The sequence below is a fragment of the Nitrosospira sp. Nsp11 genome, assembly GCF_900142705.1.
GTDB lineage: Bacteria > Pseudomonadota > Gammaproteobacteria > Burkholderiales > Nitrosomonadaceae > Nitrosospira.
The window spans coordinates 33,388-58,951 of the sequence record NZ_FRBV01000013.1 but is presented as its reverse complement, the minus strand read 5'-3'; the positions used below and the strand labels follow the sequence as shown (position 1 = coordinate 58,951).

Sequence of the window (25,564 nt, the reverse complement as noted above, 5' to 3'; positions counted from 1 at the left end):
AGCTCTCCCTCCACCGCACAAATTGGAGTTCCCAGTGTCTGTCATTAAAGTCACCGACCTTGATCTTAAAGGCAAGCGCGTATTCATCCGCGCTGACCTCAATGTCCCGGTAAAGGACGGCAAAGTTACATCGGATGCGCGAATAACCGCCTCGATGGCTACCATTAACTACTGCCTCGAGCAGGGCGCAAAAGTGATGGTGACATCCCATCTTGGCCGGCCGGAAGAAGGCGTCTGGTCCGGGGAGAATTCACTCAAGCCGGTCGCCGATAACATTGCTGCACGCCTGGACAAGCCCGTGCGTTTGATTCGAGATTGGGTGGATCAGAATTTTGAGATTGCCGAAGGCGAACTGGTCGTTCTGGAAAACTGCCGCATTAATAAAGGCGAAAAGAAAAATTCGGACGAAACCGCCCAAAAATATGCACGTCTATGCGACGTGTTTGTGATGGATGCTTTCGGCACAGCGCACCGCGCTCAAGCTTCGACTTATGGTATTGCCAAATATGCTCCAGTTGCATGTGCCGGTATTCTGCTGACCGAAGAACTGGACGCACTTGCCAAGGCGCTCCTGAGCCCGGCACGCCCTATGGTTGCGATCGTTGGCGGTTCGAAGGTCTCGACAAAACTTACTGTACTGGAATCCCTTTCGGAGAAGGTTGATCAAATGGTCGTTGGCGGCGGCATTGCCAATACTTTTCTGAAAGCCGCCGGGAAAAATATCGGTAAATCCCTGTGTGAAGATAACCTGGTTCCTACCGCCAGAATGCTGATGGATAAAATGGCAAAACGTCATGCTTCCATCCCCATTGCCGTGGATGTCGTGGTCGGAAAGAAATTCGACGCAGACGAGCCTGCGGTGGTGAAGGATGCGGATACAGTTGCTGACGACGAGATGATATTCGATATCGGTCCGAAGAGTGCCCAGGAATTGGCGGACATTATTATGGAAGCCGGCACTGTTGTATGGAACGGCCCAGTTGGTGTATTCGAATTCGACCAATTTGGCGCCGGTACCAGAACTATCGCTATGGCCATTGCGCATACGAAGGCCTTTACCCTGGCTGGCGGCGGCGATACCATCGCCGCTATCCAGAAGTACGATATCTATGACAAGGTTTCCTACATTTCCACCGCTGGCGGTGCTTTTCTGGAGTTTCTGGAAGGTAAAAAACTACCTGCCGTGGAAATACTTGAACAGCGAGCGCAATGATTTGTATGATTTGACGTACCACTACGCCTCGCCTATCTCAAAATGATTCGAAGAACAAAAATCGTAGCAACGCTGGGTCCGGCATCCAGAGACCCCAAGGTACTCGAGCGAATGATAAATGCCGGGGTGGATGTGGTGCGGATCAATTTTTCGCATGGCACAAGAGAGGAACATATAGAAAGCGCCGAATTGGCCCGCTCACTGGCACGTGCTGCGGGACATGCCGTTGGTGTTCTGGCGGACTTGCAGGGGCCGAAAATTCGTGTGGGTAGATTTGAAAAGGGCAATGTTCTGCTCAAAATCGGCGATAAATTCATACTTGATGCCGAATGTGAGCTGGGAAATCAGGAACGGGTGGGTCTGGATTACAAAGAACTGCCAAATGACGTGGAAACAGGCTCGACGCTTATCCTCGATGATGGCCGCATTGTGTTGGGTGTTACCGAGGTCAAGGGGAGCCGGGTGTACTGTGTGGTTGAACAGGGCGGAGTACTGTCCAATAACAAGGGTATCAACCGCAAGGGCGGCGGACTTAGCGCACCTGCCTTGACCGCGAAGGACGTGGAAGACATCAAGACCGCGGCAGCGCTTAAGGCGGACTACCTTGCCGTATCCTTCCCGCGCTCTGGTGATGATATGCGCTGGGCGCGAGACGTGATGCGGGATGCCGGCGGCAAAAGCCTGCTAATGGCAAAGATCGAGCGCTCTGAAGCGATTTTGGCATTGGATGATATTTTGGAAGCCTCCGATGCCATCATGGTTGCGCGGGGTGATCTTGCGGTAGAAGTGGGCGACGCAGTGGTGCCGGCTCTGCAGAAACGAATGATCCGCACGGCACGCGCCAACAACAAGCTCGTGGTGACCGCGACGCAGATGATGGAATCCATGATCAACAGTCCCATTCCAACCCGCGCGGAAGTGTCCGACGTCGCTAATGCGGTGCTGGATGGCACAGATGCGGTAATGCTCTCGGCGGAGTCCGCGGCGGGACAGTATCCCGTCGAATCGGTGGCAGCGATGGCTAGAGTCTGTCTCGAGGCAGAAAAAGAGTACCTGGTGAGCAGCGAACTCCGCCGCCTTCAGGGAGGCCTTCCGGAAACGATAGAGGAAGCGATTGCACGCGCGACCATGTTCACTGCGGGGGGGTTGAAAATTCGGGCCATCGCCGCGCTTACGCAGAGCGGTAGAACGGTATTGCTGATGTCGCGCAGAAGCTCCAACGTGCCTATCTTTGCGCTGAGCCCCCAAGAGGATACCCGTCGTAAAATGACGTTATTTCGTGGCGTTTATCCCGTTAAGTTCGGTGGCGGATCGAACGATCCCGAGATTATTCTGAATCATGCCGAAAACGAATTGCTCAAGCGCGGCGCCGTGCGCAACGGTGACCTGATTATCATGACTATCGGCGAGCCGGTAGGCAAAGCCGGTGGCACCAACACGATGAAGATCGTCAAGGTAGGAGAACACAAAAAGCATGAACGAAAGCCGGGATCCTGAGCGCCAGGCGGGCAGGATATTTTCTGCCTTTCATTGCTGACAGCTCATCATTACGACACACGATAAACTGATTTTAACTTGGAGGAGGCTCAAATGGCACTCGTATCACTGCGTCAACTTTTGGATCATGCAGCGGAAAATGGCTATGGGCTGCCCGCTTTCAACGTAAACAACCTGGAGCAGATTCAGGCCATCATGCAGGCAGCCGACGAATGCGACAGCCCGGTAATCATGCAGGGTTCCGCCGGCGCGCGCAAATATGCGGGCGAAGCTTTTTTACGCCACCTTATCGCGGCAGCGGTGGAAGCCTATCCGCATATTCCTATCGTCATGCATCAGGATCATGGTGCGTCCCCGGCGGTATGCATTAATGCGATCCGCAGCGGCTTTTCCAGTGTCATGATGGATGGCTCGCTGGAGGCAGACGCAAAGACCCCCTCGTCCTATGAATACAACGTAGCGGTCACGGCCAAGGTGGTGGAGATGGCGCACGCGGTTGGCGTTTCCGTCGAGGGAGAGCTGGGATGCCTGGGCTCACTTGAATCGGGTATGGGAGAAGCAGAAGACGGTCATGGAGCGGAGGGTAAGCTATCTCATGATCAATTGCTTACCGATCCGGAGCAGGCTGCTGACTTTGTCAAGCAAACAGGAGTGGATGCCCTGGCGATTGCCATCGGGACTTCCCACGGCGCGTATAAATTTACCCGCAAGCCCACTGGCGACATTCTCGCCATCGAGCGCGTCAAGGAAATCCACCAGCGCATTCCCAATACGCATCTTGTCATGCACGGCTCCAGCTCCGTACCTCAGGAATGGCTTGACATCATCCGCGAATACGGCGGAGAGATGAAGGAAACCTATGGGGTACCGGTAGAGGAGATTCAGGAGGGCATCAAGCATGGGGTGCGCAAGATAAATATCGATACCGATATTCGCCTCGCCATGACCGGCGCAATCCGCCGTCATCTTGCCAAGAACAAAAGCGAATTCGACCCGCGGAAATTTCTCAAGGATGCCACCGGCGCGGCGAAAGATATTTGCAAGGCGCGTTTTGAAGCATTTGGTTGTGCCGGTCAGGCAAGCAAGATAAAGCCCGTCATGCTGGATAATATGGCCAATAAATATGCTAAAGGTGAGTTGAAAGCTGTTATCAAGTAACGGGGCAATATATTATCGATCCAGAAACACGCCCTCTTCTTTTGGGCGTGAAAGATGGAACCGATGGATAACAAGGCTATCAAGGCGGTCAGTATTGACCGCCTTTTTTGTTTGTCAGAAATGCAGGACCGCAAATGGACGAGTTCGCCGTCCGTTTCTATTTCTATTCTTTCGATATGGCTCAGGCGCCACCTGGACCCTGAGAACTCTTACCAGAACGAGTTACTTTTATCGAAATCCACCCATGCATTTGTCAATTCCAGCTTTTTCGTCAATGCCTTGCTTGCGACCCAGCCCCGAATAATACCGACTGCTTCATACTCACCTCGTTCATCGCCGGTGCCAGGCACTTCGCTCAGCAGTTGCTCAATAATTGCCGTGTCGTTCATTACGCCCAGAATATCTTGAAGCTTCGCTAAGGACTTAATGTAAGCTTTCACTTTTTTCGGGGGATAGAACCCAGCGAAAAATTCCCCTGCGTACCGTTGCTTCTTGGCGAGGATACGCACCTCATGCAATTCCGCCGGACTCAGTTTCGCCAGTTTTCTATTGTACTTCTTCAGTTGCCGGTGCCGATGCGCCAGCAATGTTCCGGCGAATTCTTTCACCGACCCGCCGAGTCCGCCAGAGCCACCAGGCCCATCAACCCCCGCCCGATTATCCAAACCCATCAGATCGGACGGAGCAACCCAGGAGTCCGCACTCAGCCATGCGCCCAGCTTCAGCATCAGCTCCGTATAATGCGCCGATTCTACCGCGTTGCGCGCCTCATCGTTGTGACGGCGGCGTATCTGCTCACATTTTTTCTGTAGCGGCAGGATGCCGGGGTGGTCGGAAAAATGCGGAAGAATATCGGCTAATGTCTCCGTCACGAATACATCCCAATCACGGGCTGGTCCAAATTGCCCGGCAAGCCACCTTAACTCTTGTGCCATCGGCGCAAACGCGGCCCTGGAAAACGCTTTGGAAAAAACGTTCAACGCCGAACGCAGTCTACGCAAAGCAACACGCATCTGGTGCAGAAATTCGATATCGCCAACGTGCAACATGCCGGCTTCGTTGCTGTGCAAATGCCCAAGGCAGTTCCAAGCGATTGCCTTGAACGCTTCATTTACACTCATTTCGGCAACGAGCTGAACTGATGTCGCCTTAAGCGGTAGAGGCTTGATGCCGGCAAGCGCATAGCCACGCTCCGCCTTGCTCACATTTTCCAGTCTGAGGGGAGTGGTATGCAGCAGATCCAGCGCAAGCTGAAACAACGGTAATGGACTGCCTGATTTCAATTCCAGTTCGATTTCGCAAAAAGGCATACTGGCGTCGCCGACGACGATCCTGCCCTGATCGAGGCAAAGCTCTGCTTCACCGCCACCGGATAAGCGCAATGTACGGAGCCTACGTTTACACTCGGTGATAAACAACGGACGCATTTGCTCGCGCAGGTCGGCGTTATCGAATAACCTGATAAGAGAGGGATCAGAGATTTTGGTGAAATCAGGTTGTGGCTTCGGCACTGGAGTTTCCCACTCATATCGCTGATGCAATCCCGCTGCCACACTGCCTCCGCCCTTGATGCTCTGTACCCAGCGTCTACCGGAACGACGCAATCGGAATGCCACGTCATTACCTCTAAGATCGAAGTTAGAAGTATCGTAATAAACGGTGTAAAGATTTTGCGTAACGGAAGGCGAAATACTCAGAGATTTCAATAACGGACTCCGCTGCACTCGGGCAACGCAGTTTGAGGGCAGGCGTAATTTCAGCTCGATTTCGTTAGTCATACTGTGGTTTTGCAGGTTTGCTCCATGGCGGATCTCAACCTGGCTTCGATGCCGCCAACTCCGCAAGCAGCATCTCTTGAGCACAAAGCCGCTTGCCTCTGCGGGTCATCTTGAGACGATAATTACCATCACCGTCCATGTCCCATGCCTGCCTGTTGTCCTTGAGATATATATTAAGGCCTTCGGCAAGCACCCGCTTTTTCAGTTTCGCGTCCAGAACCGGAAAGCATATCTCGATACGGCGAAAAAAATTCCGATCCATCCAGTCGCCGCTTGAAAGATAAATGGTCTGGGCGCCGCCGCTACGAAAATAGAAAATCCGGGTATGCTCGAGGAACCGTCCGATGACCGAGCGCACCCGGATGTTATCCGATAACCCCTTAATTCCGGGTCGTAGAGCGCAGACGCCACGCACGATAAGATCGATTTTCACCCCGGCACCGGAAGCGGCATATAGCGCCTTGATGATTTCCGGCTCGAGCAAGGCATTCATTTTGGCGATGATACGTGCAGGCTTCCCCGCTTTCGCATTCTGAATCTCGCTATCGACGGCCGCCAGCATCTGGCTGTGGAAGCTAAACGGAGATTGCCACAGATGCCTTAATTTCCCTGCCTTGCCGAGGCCGGTCAACTGCGTGAATACTTCATTCACGTCCGCGCAGACATCCTCATTGGAAGTAAATAATCCGAAATCGGTATAGAGCCGGGCAGTGCCGGCGTGGTAATTACCCGTACCCAAGTGTACGTAACGCCGCAGCTTGCCCTCCTCACGCCGAACAACCATTGCCATCTTGGCATGAGTTTTGTAGCCGACCACCCCATACACGACATGCGCGCCGACTTCCTCCAGCCGGCTGGCCCAGTTAATGTTGGCTTCCTCATCGAAACGCGCCAGCAACTCCACGGCTACCGTTACTTCCTTGCCGCTGCTGGCGGCAGCGATAAGCGCTGTCATGACTAACGAATCCGTTCCTGTACGGTATACGGTCTGTTTTATGGCCACAACGTCAGGATCAGCCGCAGCCTGCTGAATGAAATGAATTACCGGCTGAAATGATTGATACGGATGATGCAGAAGAATATCGTTCTTCCGGATCATCTGAAAAATATCCACGGCTTTTTTCTTTTGCAACGTTAGCGGCAGACCGGGAATGAACGGCGAGTATTTCAGGCCGGGACGCTCGATCTGATCGGGAACCAGCATCAACCGTACCAGATTCACTGGCCCTTCCACCTGATAAAAATCGTCTTGAGAAAGGCCAAGCTGGTCCAGCAAAAAATCCGACATGTGTTTTGGGCAATTGTCCGCCACTTCGAGCCGTACCGCGTTGCCGAAATGTCGCTGGGGCAACTCGCCCTGCAACGCGATGCGGAGGTTCTTGACTTCTTCCTCGTCCACAAACAGGTTACTATTGCGAGTCGCGCGGAATTGATAGCAGCCGAGGACGCTCATACCGGAGAATAATTCCCCAACATGCGCATGCAAAATAGAGGACAGAAACACGAAGTTATACTCGCAGTTACTGAGCTCGGGCGGCAGCGGAATCACACGCGGCAGTACACGCGGCGCTTGCACGATAGCCGTTCCAGAGCCGCGCCCAAAGGCGTCTTTGCCTTCCAGTTCAACTGCGAAATTCAAGCTCTTGTTGAGCACGCGTGGAAACGGATGCGAGATATCAAGACCTATAGGGGTCAGAACCGGCATCATCTCACGAAAGAAATAAGCCTTGATCCAGTCGCGTTGAGCATCGTTCCACGTGGCGCGGCGCAGAAACCGGATGCCTTCGCTTGCAAGGCCCGGCAGAACATCCTGGTTCAATAACTGGTACTGTCGCGCCACGAGCGCATGTGCCTGCTCGCAAACGCGCTTGAATACCTGATGCGGTAACATCCCGTCCGGCCCGAAGCCGGGCGTGTCCAGCTTGATCTGCTCCTTTAGCCCGGCAATGCGCACCTCAAAAAATTCGTCCAAATTACTGCTGACTATGCACAGAAATTTCAAGCGTTCCAGAAGCGGCGTGTCCTTGTTTCCAGCCTGAGCAAGAACTCGCCGGTTAAACTCTATCAGGCCCAGTTCGCGGTTGAGAAATGGACTAACAGTTTGTGGATTTGTCATGAAAAAGCAGCTTCAGCCTGCGCAGGTTTGGCAGTAGTGGATAAATCGAATCTTTCACGCAAGACGTACTCCCGAATTTATTATTTCGTCGGCGGCACATAGCCCACAGGATGCTCGGCCCCTGCCCCAAAGAAATACGCCTCAAGTTGCTCAGCCAGATACTTGCGTGCCTTGATATCTGATAGATTCAAGCGATACTCATTGACCAGCATGGTTTGATGCCTGATCCATCCGGCCCAGGCCTCTTTCGATACGTTATCGAATATACGCTTCCCTAACTCCCCCGGATACGGTTGAAAATCCAATCCTTCCATTTCACGCCCAAGTTTGATGCATTTAACGAATTTTGCCATTTGAGCTCTTCTCCAGGTATGACAGCAGATAAATTTGTAAGCCGTTACATCAACCTTAACCGTACTTGCCCGTTAATCAAAGACAAGGTTCCGTGACAGTGAATTGACATAGCAGTCGATAAACTACCACTTATATATTTTTTACGAATACCTTGGAGCGGCGACGGTAGTTGTATAGACCCTGTTTTGCTTTGGGTAATTCATGGACATCAGTCTCTACGAAACCTCGCTCGACAAACCAGTGGGCAGTTCGGGTGGTGAGAACAAACAATTTTTTACTTCCCTGAGACCTCGCCTTGGCTTCAATACGCTTGAGCAACGCATCGCCACACCCCGCGCTACGATAATCCGGATGCACCGTGAGACAGGCAAGCTCGCCCGCCTTATCGTCGGGAAAAGGATAGAGCGCGGCGCAGCCGGCTATCATTCGATCGTGTTCGACCACTACGAAGCGGCCGATTTCCATCTCCAGCAATTCGCGGTTCCGTCGTACCAGTGTCCCATCAGCTTCCAGAGGCCCGATCAATTGAAGGATAGCGCCGACATCCTCTATCCTCGCATCCCGTAAATTTTGCAATGGGCCATCAGATATCATGCTTCCTATCCCGCCGTGCGTAAATAGCTCCTGTAATATTGCACCATCCACATGCCGACTGATGAGGTGAACGCGGGATACACCCCCTTCACAAGCCCGTACCGCAAACGGCAGATACAACCGGACATCGTCCGATAGCCTGGGAGGCCCGTCGGCAGCACGCGCCAGGAGCGCCTTGCACTCGGCCACAGTCAGTTCACGCGGCAGCAACGCCTCTGACGTATCAGGAGATTCTTTTTCTATGCTTTCGGCATCCATCAGAAAAATCAGTTTTTCTGCTTTGAGCGCAATCGCTGCTTCTGCCGCAACATTTTCCAGCGTTAGGTTAAAAATCTCGCCCGTAGGTGAATACCCCAATGGTGAAAGCAGCGTCAACTCCCCTTGTTCCAACCGCGAACGGATAGCCGCGGTATCCACCCTCCGCACCTCGCCGGTATGCATCAGATCAATACCTTCTATTACGCCGATAGGACGTGCGGTGACGAAATTTCCGCTGGCGACACGAATAGCGGCATTGGCCATAGGCGAATTGGGCAAGCCCATTGACAACAGCGCCTCAATTTCAACCCGGACCCGTCCTATTGATTCCTTTACGCACTGCAGCGCCGCGCCGTCGGTAACGCGCATCCCCCTGACATAGATCGTCTGCAGGTTATTTTCATTCAGCCGCGATTCGATCTGGGGGCGCGCACCATGGACCAGTACCAGGCGTACGCCCAAGCTTGCCAGCAAATTTAGGTCATGAACAAGTTCGACAAACTTGCCGTCAGCCACGACCTCGCCACCAAAGGCAACAACAAAGATTTTATGGCGGAAAGCATTAACGTAGGGCGCTACCGATCGGAACCAGCTTACAAAATCCGTGTCTAGCCTCATGTTGGAGATGCGCTGTTCATACTATGTAATAGAAAGAGGAAGCCAGCATTGCACTAACCTTACGGTTCAATGCTCGAACAAAGCCTCAAAACCGAATGTGCATGTTGATGCGGATGCTACCATTGAATCCCGGAAATCAATAATCACCCCACAGTGCCTGTATTGCTGCAACTGCCGCTAATGCAGCGGTTTCGGTACGAAGTATGCGCGCGCCTAGCCGTAACGGAACAAATCCAGCCACCAGGGCCGCAGCCTCTTCCTCCGCGGCAAACCCCCCTTCGGGCCCGACCAGTAGCGTTAGAGGAGCGGCCACGGGAAATGCGGGAAGATCGCGCAAACCTTTTTTTGCCGCGGGCGAGAGAATAAAACATGAGCCAGGAGGATTATCGTCGCTTAAATTCTTGCGCTCACTAACTTGATTGTCCAGCCATTTGGATATCGATATCAACGGCATCATTGGCGGAACGCGGTTTCTACCGCACTGCTCACAAGCGGCAATAATAACTTGTTGCCAGTGCTTCATGCGTTTTTCCGCGCGCTCGTCTGATAGTTTCACCAGTCCCCGTTTTGCAGCCAGAGGCTGAATGCGTCTTACTCCCAACTCCACCCCCTTCTGGACAATCCAGTCCATTTTCTCGCTGGCGCACACTGTTTGCGCTAGCGTGATGTCGAGTCGCGACTCGCGCTCGATATCAAGGTACTTTTCGACCACAACCGCAACGCCGCTTTTATTGATAAGCTCAATAGTCGCCCAATATTCGCCGCCGTTGCCGTTGAATAAAATCAATTCATCCCCTTGCTGGAGCCTTAACACGCGGGAGGCATGATGCGCCGCAACCACCGACAGTTCGATGACCTGGCCTATGCTGATTCTTTCTGGTGAAAAAAAACGGGGGAATGTCATCGCTTAGCAGGAGTGAGCAGGAAGAAACCAATGATCAGGCCATGATAATATAATGGCGCATCAATAAACTTGTATTTCGCAGGAGGATATTGTTCGAAGATTTACCTTTTATATAAAACACGTTCGGCAGGCTAAATTACATTCAGTGCTGGTACCGTTGCTTTTGGACGTGCAGCGAGATCAAATTCATTTTGTTATTAATTCCGGAGAGAAAACATGGCGAGCCTGGAAACACCTGTTTGCGATTTCGGCTGGAAGGCCGCGGATTTCGACTTGCAGGGGGTGGACGGAAAACGGTACAACCTCGCATCCGTAAAAGGTGAAAGAGGATTGGTTGTGATGTTCATCTGCAACCATTGTCCTTATGTAAAAGCGATTCGAGATCGCCTTGTCCGGGATGCGGCGGAACTACGCCCACACGGTATAGGCGCTATTGCCATCATGTCGAACGATCCGGCCGACTACCCGGAGGACTCATTCGACAATATGGCACGGATAGCAAGGGAATGCGATTTTTCTTTTCCCTATGTTTGGGACGAAACCCAGGAAGTGGCAAAAGCGTACGGAGCGGTCTGCACACCCGACTTCTTCGGCTTGAATGACCGGCTCGAATTGCAGTACCGCGGCCGATTGGACGCATCCCGCAAGGAAGCCGCTCCTCTCGGTGTGCGACGCGAGCTCTTCGAAGGAATGCTCGAGGTTGCCCGAACCGGCAAGGGGCCACGCGAGCAGATCCCCAGCATCGGGTGTTCAATCAAGTGGCGGACGGAATAACCGGTGCTCAGCGCGGTCATTGCTGCGATTAAAGCGGTCGCTCAGCAGGAAATACTGCCGCGCTATTTGAAGGTGGCACGGCAGCGCAAAGCGGATGGCAGCCTGTTTACCGAAGCAGATCTCGTCACGCAGGAAACATTGTCGAAGGAATTACGAAAGATTTATCCGGGCCCCGTGGTTGGGGAAGAAATGGCGGAACGCGAACAGATTGATCGCTGGCAGGCGGGGGATGCCGGACTATGGTGCATGGATCCGATAGACGGCACTTCGAATTTTGTCAACGGACTGCCCTATTTCGCGGTTTCCGTGGCCCTGATGCGCCATGGCAGGAGCGTGCTCGGCGCGGTTTATAATCCTGTTTCAGACGAAATGTTCTATGCCGAACAAGGCAAAGGAGCCTACCTGAACGGTGAAAAACTGCCGATCAAGGAGCATGTCCCATCTTTGCGCGGAGCGATGGCGAACGTTGATTTGAAGCGGCTTACACCCAAGCTCGCGGAAAGCGTCTGCTCCTTACGCCCTTTTTCTTCCTATCGGAATTACGGCGCCTGCTCGCTGGAATGGTGTTACACGGCTGCCGGCCGGTTCGACCTGTACCTGCATGGCGGCCAAAAACTGTGGGACTACGCAGCAGGCAGTCTTATTCTGCAAGAGGCAGGGGGACATATGTGCGGTCTTGATAAGGATGATTTCTGGGCTGAACCACTCTGGCAGCGCTCGGCCGTCGCTGCGCTTGACCCGGGCCTGTTCATCCAGTGGCGGGACTGGGTACGGGCGCATCGGTAGGTTGATCACAATATCTCAGTCTTTGGTTCGGTCGGTTGGGGCCGCCGGACTTTCGTTGAATTTGAGGCTACGAGATCTGCATCCCTTACCCAGTGGATTCAGCTCGAGTTTTCTGGGGGAAGTTAGCCTGCCCGTTCGGCGGTCAGCCACGCTTGACGGTATCGGCGGAGCAAATACAAAGAAGGCAGTTAGATATATTGATACGTTCTTCCTCAACACATGTCACAACATGTTGTAGCCGTAGCAAATCATGGATATAGTGGCACAACTCGATCTCTGCCACCTGCGTTCTGTGCTCCTGTAATCATTCGGGTGATCCGAGTATGGAGACGCCTTTATTTCAAGGGCTAATCTTTCTCGCACACCAGCCGTAATTGATTGAAATGAGGTAATTCATGCTGGCTCCCAACTCTGTTGGCTCGACGCCACTCTCAGAAACATTCATAGAAACATTCGTTGGATTCTTGATCTATTTATTGAAGACTTGTAGCGATCAGCTGCAGCAAGATCCGCGCCCAAGAGAAATGCTAATGCAGAGAAAGGAAATTTTATATGCGTGATGTAAGCAAAGTTACGGCAACGAAAAATCTATTGGCCCTCATGATCTCTTCGGCACTCATTGGCACCGGTGCAGCAGGCTGCGATAAATCGGAGAATGTCCAAACCCTGATTTCCGACGCCAGACAGTACCAGGAACAAGGAGACAACAAGGCTGCCATTATCCAGCTTAAGAACGCGTTGCAGAAAAATCCGGATGATCCGGAAGCGCGGTACCTACTGGGTACGGCCTACAACAAGACCGGGGACTTGCGATCGGCCGAGAAAGAGCTGCAAAAGGCTTTAAACCTGGGAATGAGCCCTGCAACGGTAATGCCCGAGTTGGGACAAACTTTGTTTAACCTGGGTGAATTCCAGCAGGTGTTAGACAAGACGAAACAGCTTTCAGAAGACAAGCCTTCACCCGAAATTTTAGCATTGCGGGGAAACGCATCACTTGCGCTCGGTAAGGTTAACGATGCCAAGGAGTCGTTCGAAGGCGCGCTCAAGGGCAAACCTGATTTTTCCGATGCGCTGATCGGCTTATCAAAATGCGCATTGGCGAATCAGGATCTCGAAGCAACAAATCAATTCGCGGAGCAAGCCGTAGCCAAAAACCCGGGCAACCCCGATGCTTGGCTTTATAAAGGTAACCTGCTGCGCGTACAGGGGAAAGTTGATTTAGCGCTAGCCGCCTATGATCAGGTTACCAAGCTAAAACCAGACAGCCCCACCGCCTACCTTGATAAAGCACTTTTGGAAATTGGCACAAGGAAATTCGACGTTGCGAAATCGAATATCGACGCAGCTCGCGCGGTGGCGCCCGGCAGCCTTATGGTTTTCTATACCCAGGCGCTCCTGGATTTCAACGAGGGTAAATACGGCGCCGCCTTGGACTCTCTGCAGCAAATATTAAGTAAAGCACCGGACCACATGCCCAGCCTATTGCTTGCTGGGGCAGTCCAAATCGCTTTGGGGTCTGCGCCACAAGCCGAGCAACATCTGAAACAATATCTGGGGAAGGACCCGCAAAACCTTTACGCACGCAAGTTGTTGGCTTCCAGTCTCTTGAAAAGCCACCAGCCTCAGCGGGTAATCGACGTATTGACACCGGCCCTAAAAAGCGGGCAACAGGATCCCCAATTGTTTGCTCTGGCAGGCGAAGCCTATATGCAATCCAAAGATTTCGTTAAAGCCACGGAAAATTTTGAAAAAGCCAGTCAGCTCGCCCCAAAAAATGCGCTACTCCACACCGCGCTCAGCATGAGCAAACTGGGTCAGGGTGAGAACGGTCGCGCAGTGGCCGAGTTGGAAACAGCGGCGAAACTCGACCCTAATTCGTCGCAGACAGGCATCCTGCTGGTCATGACCCACCTTCGTCTCAGGGAATTCGACAAGGCGCTCGTCGCCGCGAAAACCGTTGAAAAAGAAAATCCAGACAATCCGCTTGTTCAAAATTTGAAAGGTGGCATCTACATGGGCAAAAACGATGTCGCAAACGCACGCGCCAGCTTTGAGAGGGCGCTTTCTCTCCAGCCAGCGTACTTTCCCGCTGTGGCTAATCTGGCTCAACTTGATTTGCTGGAAAAAAAACCGGATGCCGCCAAAAAGCGCTTTGAAGCGATTTTGGAAAAAGACAAGAAGAACATTCAGGTCATGACCGCGCTGGCGCGCCTCGCTCTCAGCCAACAACAGAACAAGGAGGCCACCGCATGGCTGGAACGGGCCAGTCAGGAGAATCCGGAATCACAGCAGGCAGCCATGCTTCTGGCGGAGCATTATCTTCGTTCGGGGGAAAAACAGAAGTCTCTGACTCTTGCGCAAAAGCTGCAAAGCAGCAACCCCACCGATCCAGGGGTTCTGGAACTTCTGGCGCAAGCCCAGCTCGCCGGTGAGAACAAAGCGGCTGCGCTGGAAAGCTACAAGAAACTTGCCGCCATGCGACCTGAATATGCGCGCGCTCAATTGCGTATTGCCTCGATTTATGCGGCGATGGAGAACCCGTCGGCGGCATCAGAAGCCTTGAAAAAAGCGCTGGCGATCAAGCCGGATTATGTGGATGCTCAATTGGCGCAAACTGCGTTAGAAGTACGCAAAGGAAATCATGAGCAAGCTCTCGCTATCGCCAGGCAGATCCAGAAACAGCAGGGAAAATTGCCTGTGGGTTATATTCTGGAAGGCGATCTGCTGATGACGCAAAAAGAGCCCGCCGCTGCTGCGAGGGCGTATGAGCAGGCGTTTGCTCTCAGTAAAAGTGGATCGTTGTTGACGAAGTTGCATGCATCGCTGCGCGAGGCCGGAAAAGGGAAAGAGGCAACTTCCAGGCTGACCGAATGGCTAAAGCAACACCCTGCCGACGCAGCTACCCGCATGTATCTTGCCGAAATCTATATGGCGGAGCGGCAGAATACAGCCGCCATCGAGCAGTTTCAAGTCATTCTGAAGCAAGCCCCTGATTTTATGCCCGCACTAAATAATCTGGCCTGGCTCTACCAGCAGGAAAAAGATCCGCGCGCCCTGGAATACGCGGAGAAGGCCTATCGGGTGACCGCCAGCGATCCGACTGTACTGGATACGCTGGGATGGGTGCTGGTGGAGCAAGGCAATATTGCACGAGGCCTGCCATTTCTGGAGAAAGCGACATCCCTCGTGCCCGAGTCGACGGAATTTCGTTACCATCTTGCGGTCGGGCTTGGCAAATCGGGCAACAAGGCAGGTGCCCGCAAGGAACTCGAACAACTGCTAGGCACGGGAAAGAATTTCGCTGGTATCGATGAGGCCAGAAGCTTGCTGAAGCAGATGCAGTAGGCTGTTTCCAAGTATTAGCAAACTCGCCGTAACTCAATGCAGGTTTATAAAATTTAAGCGCTTTACTCTTGGCAACAAGATCCGCATGTTCGCTTGAACGATACGCAAGACATTTAAACATTGCAAGTCGGCAAATATAATGAAGCTAAAGGCTCAATGATGAAGAAAAGGATAATGCATTCATATTTGATTGGAAAGCTGCGCCAAGCCGTGTTGTTGGTGGCGATGATCGTGTTACCTGTTGTCTCTGGGTGCGATTCGAGAAGTTCAACTTCCGACCAGTATATCCAAAAGGCGAAGGACTTCCGGGACGAAGGTCAGTTACGCGCAAGTATCATCGAACTTAAGAACGCATTGCAGCAAAGTGATAGTGGTGAGGCACGGCTGCTTCTAGGTGAGATATATATCAAGGTGCGTGAGGGGGCGAACGCTGAAAAAGAACTGCTGCGAGCACATAAACTCGGAATCGACGAGGACCTAATTAAGATAATGCTGGGGCAGGCGCTACTTTTGCAAGAAAGCTACGCACGTGTCCTTAATGAAGTCAATCCCGGATCAAAAACATCTCTCAAGGACATCGCAAAAATACAGCAACTTCACGCCGAGGCCCAGTTTGGCTTGGGCCATCCGAATGAGGGGTGCGATCTGTTCAAGCAGTCCGCACAGACCGATTCAACATATATCCCTACCTATTGGGGACTTGCCAGATGCGCCGCCATCACGAAGGATTTTGAACACGCCAAGGTGTTACTTGAGCAGGCGCTTAAACTTGATGCCCGGAACACCAGCACTTGGATGTGGCTTGCTAAAGTGGCGCAAGCGGAAAATGATCCAAAAACGGCAGAAGAGGCGTACTCCACCGTACTCGGGATCTCCCCGGATCACATCGAAGCTCACCAGAACTTGGTTTTTCTACACCTGTCAACGGGCAGATACGATACCGCGCAGGCGGAGATTAGCGTAGCGCGCAAGGTGGCGCCAAATAACCTCAGAATCATATACCTGCAAGCTCTACTGGATTTTCGGAAGGCCAGTTATGTTGCAGCAAGAGATAACCTACTGATAGTATTGAAGGATGCACCCGATGATATGCCGAGCCTCCTGCTTTCTGGCTTGGTATTCCATGAGCTCGGCAGTTTTCAGCAAGCCATTCAGAACCTTACAAAGGTCTTGGACCGGCTTCCCGATAACGTGTATGCACGCAAAGGCCTCGCCACCACGTTGATGAAAACAGGACAACCCGATCGCGCATTGGTCATCTTAAAACCCCTGCTCATAGCGGAAGACCAAGATCTGAGCGTCTGGGTGATGGCAAGCCAAGCGTCACTTCAGGCGGGCGAACCCGCGAAAGCGCGTGATTATCTTCAAAGAGCCACTGCATTCGATCCAAAAAATACCCAACTGCGCACCGCGCTGGGCATGAGTCTTATGGCCGCCGGCGACTCGGACCGCGCTATGGCGGAATTGGAGTCCGCAGCCACAGACAATGCGGGTCAAAGCGCTGCGGATACGCTGTTGATCTTAAGCCATCTAGACAAGCGGGAATATGATAAGGCGCTTGCAGCTATCACGAAACTGGAAAAAAAACTGCCGAATGATCCCATTATCTACAATTTCCGTGGGGCGGTCTATGCAGGTAAGAAAGATGTGGTCAATGCCCGCAGGAGTTTTGAGCAGGCGCTGGCAATACTCCCTAACTATAAGGCCGCATTGATTAACCTAGCGCAATTGGATCTGCAGGACAAGAATCTACCTGCTGCCCGCAAGCGCTTCGAAGCCATCCTTGCAACAGATAAGAAGCATGTTGAGTCAATGCTGGCTCTGGCGAAACTGGCGGTCAATGAAAAAGAGAGGGGTTCCTGGCTCGAGCAGGCGGTCAAGGCTGATTCATCGGCCCTCCAACCCAGCGTACTTTTGGCTCAATACTACATGGAACAAAAGCAGCCGGGCAGAGCTTTAGCACTTGCGCAGGAAGCGGTACGCGCAAACCCCAATAACCCTCACGCTCTTGACCTGTTGGGTACGGCTCAGTGGGCCAATGGTGAAAAGGATAAGGCGCTGGCCACCTATACCCAACTAACTGTCATGGCACCAAAGTCTCCGCTTGCGTATTACAAGCTCGCCTCGGTTCAGGGTGCTCTGGAGGACGCTGACGCCGTCAGATCCTCGCTTAACAAAGCGCTGACTCTCAAGCCCGACTATTTACCAGCGCAAACAGCGCTAATCTGGCTGGAATTTAACGCCGGCGAGCACGCAGAAGCACTAAAAATCGCTCAGGGAATCCAGAAGCAATCTCCTAAATCTCCGATGGGACTCGTGCTTGAAGGCAGGATTCTATTGGCACAAAATAAATATGCGGAGGCGGCAAGGGTTTATGAGAAAGCATTTGCGATTGAAAGCAGCGGCTCACTTGCGATTGAGGCACACAAGGCGTGGACTCTTGCTGGCGATGAAAAAAAAGCTGATGCGGGGTTACTACGGTGGCTGAAAGGGCAGCAGGACGACCTCGGCGCACGGGATTATCTGGCGCAAACCTACCTGAAAGCGGGCCGCAACAAGCAAGCGATTGAGCAGTATCAACTTATTTTACAGAAATCCCCAGATAATGTTCTTGTGTTAAATAATCTTGCCGGACTATACCAGCAGGAAAAAAACCCGCGAGCACGGGCTGCTGCTGAGAAAGCCTATAAGCTCAATCCCGACTCACCTACCGTCGTAGATACCTTGGGATGGATCCTTCTGGAACAGGGAGAAACTGCCGATGGTGTTGAGTTGTTGCAAAGAGCCGCAGCCGCAGCGCCGAACAACTTGGAGATCGGCTATCATTACGCAGTGGCGTTAGCCAAGATGGGGGAGAAGACCAAGGCACGTACACAACTAGAGAAATTGCTTACTACCGGCCAAGAATTCACACAACGGGAGCAAGCTCACACGTTATTGAATCAATTGTGACAACTGTGCATGGACTGATGATTTGGTAATCGCAATGTGGGGCGCGGTAGCGAGATTAGCGAAAGCCCCACCTGCTTCCTACTTCTATCAACGAAAAGAGCTGCTGTCTATAACCAAAACCGACTCAATTCGTTTGGTATAAGACCGCCTATTGTAGTGGTCAAGTAATTTCAGACACCGAGATAGGTGGTATTGCTGCCATTTTTCGTTCATAGGCGGTGGGGTTGCAGATAGCCCAGTTTGAGTGCAGTCGAACGTTGTTATAGAAGCCAACGATGTATTCGGTAATATCGCGTTGACCTTCGCCGTGATTGGCATAGTCACGTTGCCATCCTCGCTCCATCTTCAAATTCAGAAAGAAGCGTTCCATCACGGCATTGTCCCAGCAATTCCCCTTTCCGGCTCATGCTGCAGCGAATTCCATGTTGATCCAGTAATGCCTGGTACTCAAGCCAGCATATTGACTGCCGCGATCCATATGCAGCAGCAATCCCGGCGCGGGCTCGCGCTGTTGCACTGCCATGCCTAGCGCAGCGGCTACCAGTTCGATTGGCATCGTTGGTGTTATTGCCTAGCTGACGATCTTGCGCGAGAACAGGTCTATGACTGCGGCAAGGTAGAGCCAGCCTTGGCGCGTTCAAACATAGGTAATATTCTATACCCAGGCCTGATTCGGTGCGTCTGTCTCGAACTGTCGATTCAACAGGTTCTCAGCTACCGGCAAGTCATCACGGCTATCCGTGGTGTGAATAAACTTGCGTTTCCATACCGGACGCAAGGCGGCTTTCCACATCAAAATGAACCCGGTAACGGCCATAGCCAGACCGTAAGCTCCTGCTCGACCGTGAGCGGCTTGCCAATGCCCCCTGCCCATTCAGTTCAGCCTCGAATTGCTTTACCGAGCGCCTAACGTCTCTCCCAGATTCATGCTGCCGCAAACATCACTCAGGGCAATCCCTGGTCCTTTATCATGCGCACAATTTCCAATTTGAAGTTGCTGTCAAATTGCCTGCGGACTCTGCGTTTGGTTATCATAAACTCCTCCATAAGTGAATAATCCACTTATCAAGGTGTCTGTGCAAATTAAACCATTACAGATCAAACCATCGAATCAGTCGGTAGATTCTGTACATGAATTAATGTTCAGAGGACAATAGGATGCGGTCAGCAACCCTAAGCGCATTTGCTGCGAGGGTCAGTGATGGGTTGATACCAGTACTCGTCGGAAAAAAAGAGGCATCCACAACATAAAGATTTTCGAGACCGTGAGCACGGTTATCAGCGCTCAAAACACTTGTCGCAGGATCATTACCAAATCGACAGGTTCCGCACGCATGTGCCAGCCTTTCATTATTTTCGGCGTTCTTAACAAAAGTAAATGTATACGGATGGAGTAATTCTTTTACTTTTTTTCGAAATAGTGAAATTCTCTTTTTGTCGTACTCACTGATTTTATAATGGATTTTTATGTCATTCCCAGAACCAGTAACGTCGACGAAGTTATGCTCGTAGGGTATATCTTCCATAATTCCCGTTAGAATGAGTCGTTGCGAGATATTTCTATTGACAATGTAAGTTATGAGCGGCGTCACCGATCTGATTAACCTGGCGATAATAGGGTAGCCCTTCCGGTCAAATTCCTGCCATAGCTCTTTAACGAGCACATCGGGTGACTGAAGCCTACCTACAGCCTGTAGCGTTCCCAGTTTGTGTCCATCATCAAAATAAGCATCGTTTAGCGCTATCTGTTTTGTCAGCGTCGCAGCCGAAACTTTAGCCTTGGTGTCAACACAATAAAGGTCGAAATAATGGCGCATTAAGTTCTTGCCGACCATCCCAGATTGATTTGCAAGCCCGTTGGGCCAAGTTGGAGATTTCGATTTCAGCAGGATCGCTGGCGTATGCAATGCACCAGCGGCGAGTATAATCAAATCGGCGCTGAGGCTGAGCGTCTCCTGACCATATTTGCACCATACCCTGGTGACGCGATCGGTCGTTGCTTCCAAATGAGTGACTTCGCATTGCTCTAATAGCTCGGCGGAGTATTCCTCTAGCGCGGGTTTTATGCAGATGCGACTACTGTCGTTCTTGCAGTTTTTTGGACAAATGTACCCAATGCACTCCTGACAGCCCGGAACATATTCGCAAGCCATAGGCATCACGTACGGATGTAGCCCTTTCGCTACAAGAAAATCATACAACTCTCCACTCGGCTTACTTAAGGCAGGAGGATTTATCAGCGGATCCAGCAAGGGCTTTCGCAAGGGATCCAAGCCACCTCTGACCCGATAGAGCCGTTCAGCCAAGACGTAGTACGGCCGGATATCCTCGTAACTGATCGGCCAGGCCTCAGGCAAATTGGCACCCTTCACATCATTGAAGTAAGAATTGACGTTAAAATCTTCCGAGAAGAATCTCTCCATCACCATGCCATACAGTGCGCTTGATCCGCCGCCACCCTCGCCGATAAACGGAGAAAAAGCATAAGGACGGTCTGAAGTAACTTCTAGAATCTTTTCCCAATAACGACCAGCTCTTCGAAGTATGTCGCGATGACTGTTCTCCGGTTGCGATGCCTCCGTGTCAAAAAAATCCTCTGCATATCTCCCCGATATCGAATCGCAGTTCCCTTTAAGTTGAACTCGCCCTTTTTCTAAAAATAGAACGCTTTTCCCCGCTTTAGCTAGTGCATGGCCAAGTGTTGCACCTCCAACACCTGTCCCGATGACAATGACATCCCAATTGGTACTCTTGATACTATTTAATTTATTCACCGAAACACCTTTAATAATTTTGAGATAGGTTGTAAATGATGAGCGCCGATGGACTCATGCCACAACCTTTTTTCACGTAGAACTGGCGTTTAAATGCAGCGGGAAACAAATAACCCGATCACGCCTGCTTACGCTGCCGTTTCTAGAGCTCGATATATTCGGCAATAGATTGGATGGCCTCGATGCCGTTTGAAATCCCGTGATGCGCCAGTTCGTTTTTGAGTACTCCCCAGAAGCTTTCGATGGGCGCCTTGTCATAGCAATTCCCACAACGTGAAATTTTGCTGAAAAGGAATTACCTCCATAGCGCAGGCATTGGGGAAGATGCTCATCGGTATACGATAAATGAAGCAACTGTGACATTATAATGACGTGACGCGGTTAGGCGACCGACCATATGTCCGCGTTCCCGCGACGGAACATGACCTTTTACCATGAGTAGTCAGTGGCAATAATTTAGGAATAAGTGATAACGGGGATAGTTGTCGAAACTTCTTACAATAAAGCCCCATTAGTTATCAAAATTTTCGTTGCCCTTTTGATTCTCGCAATAAAAATCAACCCTTGTCCCATTTAAACAAGGACATATAACTTTCTTAACGTGGCTGGCACGTAGATTGCTTTATAACGACTGTGGCAGTGGCAAAATTCGATTTTACTTTACAAGAAGAGGAAATTTAAAATGGACAAGCATTTAAGAAAAATTTTGATAAGCGCTGCAGTTGCTATGGCCTGCGGTAGTTCTCCAGCGTCAGCAACGTTCTTCACGGACCTTTCCTCCTTTACGACAAACTTCGTCGGCGGTAGAGTCGACAATGTGACTGATGTAAATGGCATCACAGGCCGCGGGGCAACTTATACCAACAACGTTACCACTAATGCACCTAACCTGGGTGGGACGATTCACGTGGTTGGCTCAAACCTCCTTGGCTCTTACAGTCTGGACGGCGGTATGGGGGCGGCCGCAACGTTTAACGGTCTGCCGCTCGTAGGTGTCTTTTCCCTTTTTGGAAGTACGTCTGCAACGGATGTTAATGGTGTATCAACCGCGACATTCACGAGCGGCAGTTTGGCATTTTTCACAATTTCCGACGCGAATTCGTTCAATTTAAATGATCCCTTGTCGTGGGGAGCAACGAATGCTGCGGGAACTTTACTTAACACGCCGATTGCGGTCTTCAACTTAGGTACCCCCGACAATATCGCGCCTGGTTCCGGCTATACTGGCTTTAACTTGCCGGCGTCGGCTGTTAATGAGGCGGGCATTAGTACAACTACAGCTACCGACCAACAGGGTAATATTTTGTTTCAGCCGGAAAACGGGGGTCCGCTGACAAATACGGATGGCACGCTGATTTCACCGCATCCGGGCGTTGACTGGCTGACTGTAACAACTCCCACAGGCTCTGGGGAGGGGTTGATCATCCAATCGAACCAACATATTCTTACAGGGACACTCAATCAAGGCTTTTTAACCTCTGCTGGTGGATTCGCTGCGATGAACACAATTGCTCAAGTTCTCGGCGGTTTGCCATCATTTGCGAGCAGTATTTGCAATCCTGCTACCTGCACCCCAGCGCAACTCGCCGATCCTTTAACTTATGTCATTGCTTCCAGCGTGGCAGGCGGTGTCAATAGCGGGGACATCAGAGCAACCTTAGGGACGATTTTGGCTCCAGGAAGCAACAGTAGTGTTCCGGAACCTGCCACGCTCGCACTGGTAGGACTGGGGCTAGCTGGCATGGGTTTTACCGCGCGACGCCGTAAGCAAGCATAACTGCTTCCAAGCTAATAGTTTTGAAGGGCAAGGGGTTCAACTCCTTGCCCTTTTTTATTAAACAACCTGCGAATCGTTTCGGTGTACTTGCATAGGGAAACGCCAGTGGTACGCGCCCGTCAGGCAAGTGCCTGACGAGTGGTAAGGCTGCGGCCGTTGCTGATCACCAATAGAGAGCAACGACTACCGATGTCCAGGAGCACGTAATCTGCAATGAATACGTTGGCAGCTGCATGAGCAAATGCGATTCTGCCACCTGTGGCAACAATAATCGTAAGCGGAGCTGCGATAAGGCGGTAAAAACCATGTGCGGAAGTTCGGCCTGACCGGAACTGCACAAGGTCGGAAAAACCACTGGCTTGTATTCGGTCAAGCGGTTCTACCAGTTTAGCAACGGTGTATGAGCGAGCGGCGTCTTCACCGGCTTCTCACTTACCTCAACGGCTGTGCCATTCGGGTCCATGTAACCCGTCAACACAGTGGCCAGATGCTCCTTGATCAACGCTTCGTGGACGCGTTCGGTCAGCTTCGCTTCAGCGAAGCCGGGCAAAGGCCCGCGAGAAGCTCGATTCGTCTGGCAACGGTTTCCACTTCGGGAAGCCGCAGATCCGCTTCAAGCTACAATCTATCCACAACCGTTGTATCCCGCGAACCTTACCTTTCTGGTGAGCTCGCAACAGAACGAGTTGAACAGTTTTCACGGCACGGGCTGCGTTACAACTCCTTGGGATGGGGCGCCCAGAGCGTTTCACGAGAGGCCGTGCCACGGGGGAATCGGGCAGCATAGGGATGCCGCGACTGTGTTCAGGGCGCCCGCATCCCCTTCGGGGTCACACCTTCCTTCCGAAGGCATTGCTCCGCCCTGCGCGGTCGCACCATTTTGCGTCGTTGCGTCTTGCCCTTATCCAAAAACCGCTCACTCCGCTCCGTCCAATGGCGGATTTAAGTTCAACCGGCCGCGAATGATCTCAATGATTGCCGCCAAAATTGTCGCTTTCTAGCGACAGGAAAAACCCCATGTATTCAATATATTACGATATAAGGGGAAATATTTGGCTTTGCTCGGCGACAGTCCAAGTATTCCTGACCTTTATTACCGATTGATTATAAAACATTATTAAACTGGCACGAATTGTGCTTTATGCTAATGCAACCAAGCTCGTCCCAATAAATTTTCGTTATGCAAGAGTTCTAAAAACGTACCACGCAATCTCAACCGCCTACGCCTGACCCGCAAATTGCTCAGCTTGATTTCTTCTGCTGCGTTTACCAGCCCATCTATTGGAAAAGGGAGCGGGCTAGAGGCTGTGGCCATACTGCCAAGCTTGCGCGTTTCAAATTTGAGTCAATCCGATTAAATCTCTGGACATACCATGCTATTACATAATGATGAAGCTCGTCGCTTGGACAGACCCCATTCCTTCTCATCCGCAGCAACGAGCGGAAACCGCACTTCGCTGAGGTTAATGACTGCGCCACATGTACGACCTAATGAGGGGTTGCGGAATGAAGCCTTTGATCAGTGTGTTTTGAGGCGTGGGGACTACAGCATCCGCCTGGCAGATTCACCGGGGCGAAGTAGTGAGGTGAGCGCGCTCGTTAAGCGTATGTACTCATGGCGTGGCTACAATACCGAGAATACTGCGGTACCGCCCAGTCAGACCACTTTGGAGGCGTTCAACGGGGAAGACCTTGTCGGCACACTCTCACTAAGGCTCGATTCGGAACATGGGCTGCTGGCTGACGAACTTTATAAAGAGAAAATCAGCACCTTTCGGGTAAAAGATAGAAAAGTATGCGAATTGTCAAAACTCGCAATCGATCCTCAGTTCAGCTCAAAGGAATTGCTAGCATCCCTGTTCAACCTCGCGTACATATGCGGGCGCATCATTCACAGGGCGACAGATTTCTTTATTGAGGTTAACCCGCGTCATACCGGGTATTATAAGCGTATGCTAGGGTTTCGCCAGCTTGGCGAAACCTCTAACTGTCGACGGGTCAACGCCCCGGCTGTGCTGCTGCATTTGGAACTGGATTACGTGGATGCGCAGGTTTCCTGCTTGGCAGGTTCGCATGAACCGCGGGAAAGATCGCTCTACCCCTATTTTTTACCTGAGCATGAGGAAAAAAAGGTGGCCAAGAGGATCAATCACATTAACCGAGCAACAGCTTTCGATTTTGCCGCTCTATACGGTTAAGCAAAAACGCTTTTCTTATATGCACTTCACCCCGGGTTTTAGCTTTTACTGTGACTCTCTACGGAATCGGTTCTCGCGTAAAACCAGAACAGCAATAAGCGGGACGTATTAATTATCTCTGCAGAGGATCGAACAGGTGCAGAATCTATTTGTAATTTTTTTAGGCGTACGCTTGCGAGCATTCTGTGGTGCAGGCTGTAGCCTGTAAAGCCAGCGGCAAATCGTCGTTGCGACAATAGCCTTCGCGGCAATGGCTTAACGAAACGCTCGATGCGTTCGACGCAACTGCTGCCAATCCACCCTTTCTTCAGGGACGCTGCTACTGGGCTCAGTAGTTGCTCACACTTTCCATTTTGTTCGGCCTAGGTTCCCCGCCTCTCAGCAATCATGACGTCGTTTAGCCGATATGCGACAGATTACGTCAAGTCAATGTCTTGCTTTCCTGATGTTGCTTATATTGATCCTCGC

General features: G+C 51.6%; 16 protein-coding genes and 2 pseudogenes. 10 read left to right on the top strand and 8 right to left on the bottom strand.

All coding sequences use genetic code 11. The features are described 5' to 3' along the window. Nucleotides 1-34 precede the first annotated feature (34 nt). The 3 genes from BUA28_RS12625 to fba all read left to right on the top strand — a co-directional run bounded on the left by BUA28_RS12625 (nucleotide 35) and on the right by fba (nucleotide 3,868). Entirely contained in the window at nucleotides 35-1,213 is a 1,179-nt protein-coding gene (locus tag BUA28_RS12625; protein ID WP_072768479.1) for a phosphoglycerate kinase, read from the top strand. Nucleotides 1,214-1,255: 42 nt separating this feature from the next. After that, nucleotides 1,256-2,710, top strand: coding sequence for a pyruvate kinase (gene pyk, locus BUA28_RS12620; RefSeq protein WP_072768478.1), 1,455 nt, complete (start codon nucleotides 1,256-1,258; stop codon nucleotides 2,708-2,710). Between the two features lie 93 nt (nucleotides 2,711-2,803). Further along, nucleotides 2,804-3,868 (top strand): class II fructose-bisphosphate aldolase, encoded by a 1,065-nt coding sequence (gene fba, locus BUA28_RS12615; RefSeq protein WP_072768477.1) that lies wholly within the window; start codon nucleotides 2,804-2,806, stop codon nucleotides 3,866-3,868. 209 nt (nucleotides 3,869-4,077) lie between these two features. Here fba and BUA28_RS12610 read toward each other — a convergent pair whose 3' ends face one another. From BUA28_RS12610 to BUA28_RS12590, 5 genes are all read right to left on the bottom strand, one after another. Beyond that, entirely contained in the window at nucleotides 4,078-5,646 is a 1,569-nt protein-coding gene (locus BUA28_RS12610) for a CYTH and CHAD domain-containing protein (protein WP_072768476.1), read from the bottom strand. Nucleotides 5,647-5,680: 34 nt separating this feature from the next. Then, nucleotides 5,681-7,762: a polyphosphate kinase 1 gene (ppk1, locus tag BUA28_RS12605; protein WP_072768475.1), complete on the bottom strand. Its 2,082-nt coding sequence runs from the start codon at nucleotides 7,760-7,762 to the stop codon at nucleotides 5,681-5,683. A gap of 80 nt (nucleotides 7,763-7,842) precedes the next feature. Beyond that, entirely contained in the window at nucleotides 7,843-8,115 is a 273-nt protein-coding gene (locus tag BUA28_RS12600; protein ID WP_072768474.1) for an oxidative damage protection protein, read from the bottom strand. A gap of 130 nt (nucleotides 8,116-8,245) precedes the next feature. Next, nucleotides 8,246-9,586, bottom strand: coding sequence for an amino-acid N-acetyltransferase (gene argA / locus BUA28_RS12595; RefSeq protein ID WP_072768473.1), 1,341 nt, complete (start codon nucleotides 9,584-9,586; stop codon nucleotides 8,246-8,248). 136 nt (nucleotides 9,587-9,722) lie between these two features. Continuing rightward, nucleotides 9,723-10,490 carry a 16S rRNA (uracil(1498)-N(3))-methyltransferase gene (locus tag BUA28_RS12590; protein ID WP_072768472.1) on the bottom strand — a complete coding sequence of 256 codons (768 nt, stop codon included), beginning with the start codon at nucleotides 10,488-10,490 and terminating at the stop codon, nucleotides 9,723-9,725. A 216-nt stretch (nucleotides 10,491-10,706) separates the two neighbouring features. On the opposite strand from BUA28_RS12590, the gene BUA28_RS12585 reads away from it, so the two are divergent. The 4 genes from BUA28_RS12585 to prsT (BUA28_RS12570) all read left to right on the top strand — a co-directional run bounded on the left by BUA28_RS12585 (nucleotide 10,707) and on the right by prsT (BUA28_RS12570) (nucleotide 18,347). Next, nucleotides 10,707-11,264 (top strand): thioredoxin family protein, encoded by a 558-nt coding sequence (locus BUA28_RS12585; RefSeq protein ID WP_072768471.1) that lies wholly within the window; start codon nucleotides 10,707-10,709, stop codon nucleotides 11,262-11,264. A 3-nt stretch (nucleotides 11,265-11,267) separates the two neighbouring features. After that, nucleotides 11,268-12,050, top strand: coding sequence for an inositol monophosphatase family protein (locus BUA28_RS12580; RefSeq protein WP_072768470.1), 783 nt, complete (start codon nucleotides 11,268-11,270; stop codon nucleotides 12,048-12,050). Between the two features lie 552 nt (nucleotides 12,051-12,602). Continuing rightward, nucleotides 12,603-15,395 carry an XrtA/PEP-CTERM system TPR-repeat protein PrsT gene (gene prsT, locus BUA28_RS12575; RefSeq protein WP_072768469.1) on the top strand — a complete coding sequence of 931 codons (2,793 nt, stop codon included), beginning with the start codon at nucleotides 12,603-12,605 and terminating at the stop codon, nucleotides 15,393-15,395. Between the two features lie 156 nt (nucleotides 15,396-15,551). Beyond that, a complete protein-coding gene (gene prsT / locus BUA28_RS12570) occupies nucleotides 15,552-18,347 on the top strand; it encodes an XrtA/PEP-CTERM system TPR-repeat protein PrsT (RefSeq protein ID WP_083570013.1) in 2,796 nt (931 codons plus the stop codon). A 160-nt stretch (nucleotides 18,348-18,507) separates the two neighbouring features. Here prsT (BUA28_RS12570) and BUA28_RS16310 read toward each other — a convergent pair. The 3 genes and pseudogenes from BUA28_RS16310 to BUA28_RS16455 form a co-directional block, all read right to left on the bottom strand. Beyond that, nucleotides 18,508-19,143: pseudogene (locus BUA28_RS16310) on the bottom strand (IS3 family transposase); the annotation flags it as partial. A 340-nt stretch (nucleotides 19,144-19,483) separates the two neighbouring features. Then, nucleotides 19,484-21,121: a GMC oxidoreductase gene (locus tag BUA28_RS12560; protein ID WP_083570010.1), complete on the bottom strand. Its 1,638-nt coding sequence runs from the start codon at nucleotides 21,119-21,121 to the stop codon at nucleotides 19,484-19,486. A gap of 145 nt (nucleotides 21,122-21,266) precedes the next feature. Continuing rightward, nucleotides 21,267-21,413, bottom strand: a pseudogene (locus BUA28_RS16455) (IS3 family transposase); the annotation flags it as partial. A gap of 390 nt (nucleotides 21,414-21,803) precedes the next feature. On the opposite strand from BUA28_RS16455, the gene BUA28_RS16305 reads away from it, so the two are divergent. The 3 genes from BUA28_RS16305 (at nucleotide 21,804) to BUA28_RS12550 (ending at nucleotide 25,096) form a co-directional block, all read left to right on the top strand. Then, nucleotides 21,804-22,898 (top strand): PEP-CTERM sorting domain-containing protein, encoded by a 1,095-nt coding sequence (locus tag BUA28_RS16305; protein WP_072768467.1) that lies wholly within the window; start codon nucleotides 21,804-21,806, stop codon nucleotides 22,896-22,898. A gap of 400 nt (nucleotides 22,899-23,298) precedes the next feature. Continuing rightward, nucleotides 23,299-23,685: a hypothetical protein gene (locus tag BUA28_RS15610; RefSeq protein ID WP_143148518.1), complete on the top strand. Its 387-nt coding sequence runs from the start codon at nucleotides 23,299-23,301 to the stop codon at nucleotides 23,683-23,685. A gap of 679 nt (nucleotides 23,686-24,364) precedes the next feature. Next, nucleotides 24,365-25,096, top strand: coding sequence for an N-acyl amino acid synthase FeeM domain-containing protein (locus BUA28_RS12550; RefSeq protein WP_218587265.1), 732 nt, complete (start codon nucleotides 24,365-24,367; stop codon nucleotides 25,094-25,096). The last annotated feature ends 468 nt before the right edge of the window (nucleotides 25,097-25,564 follow it).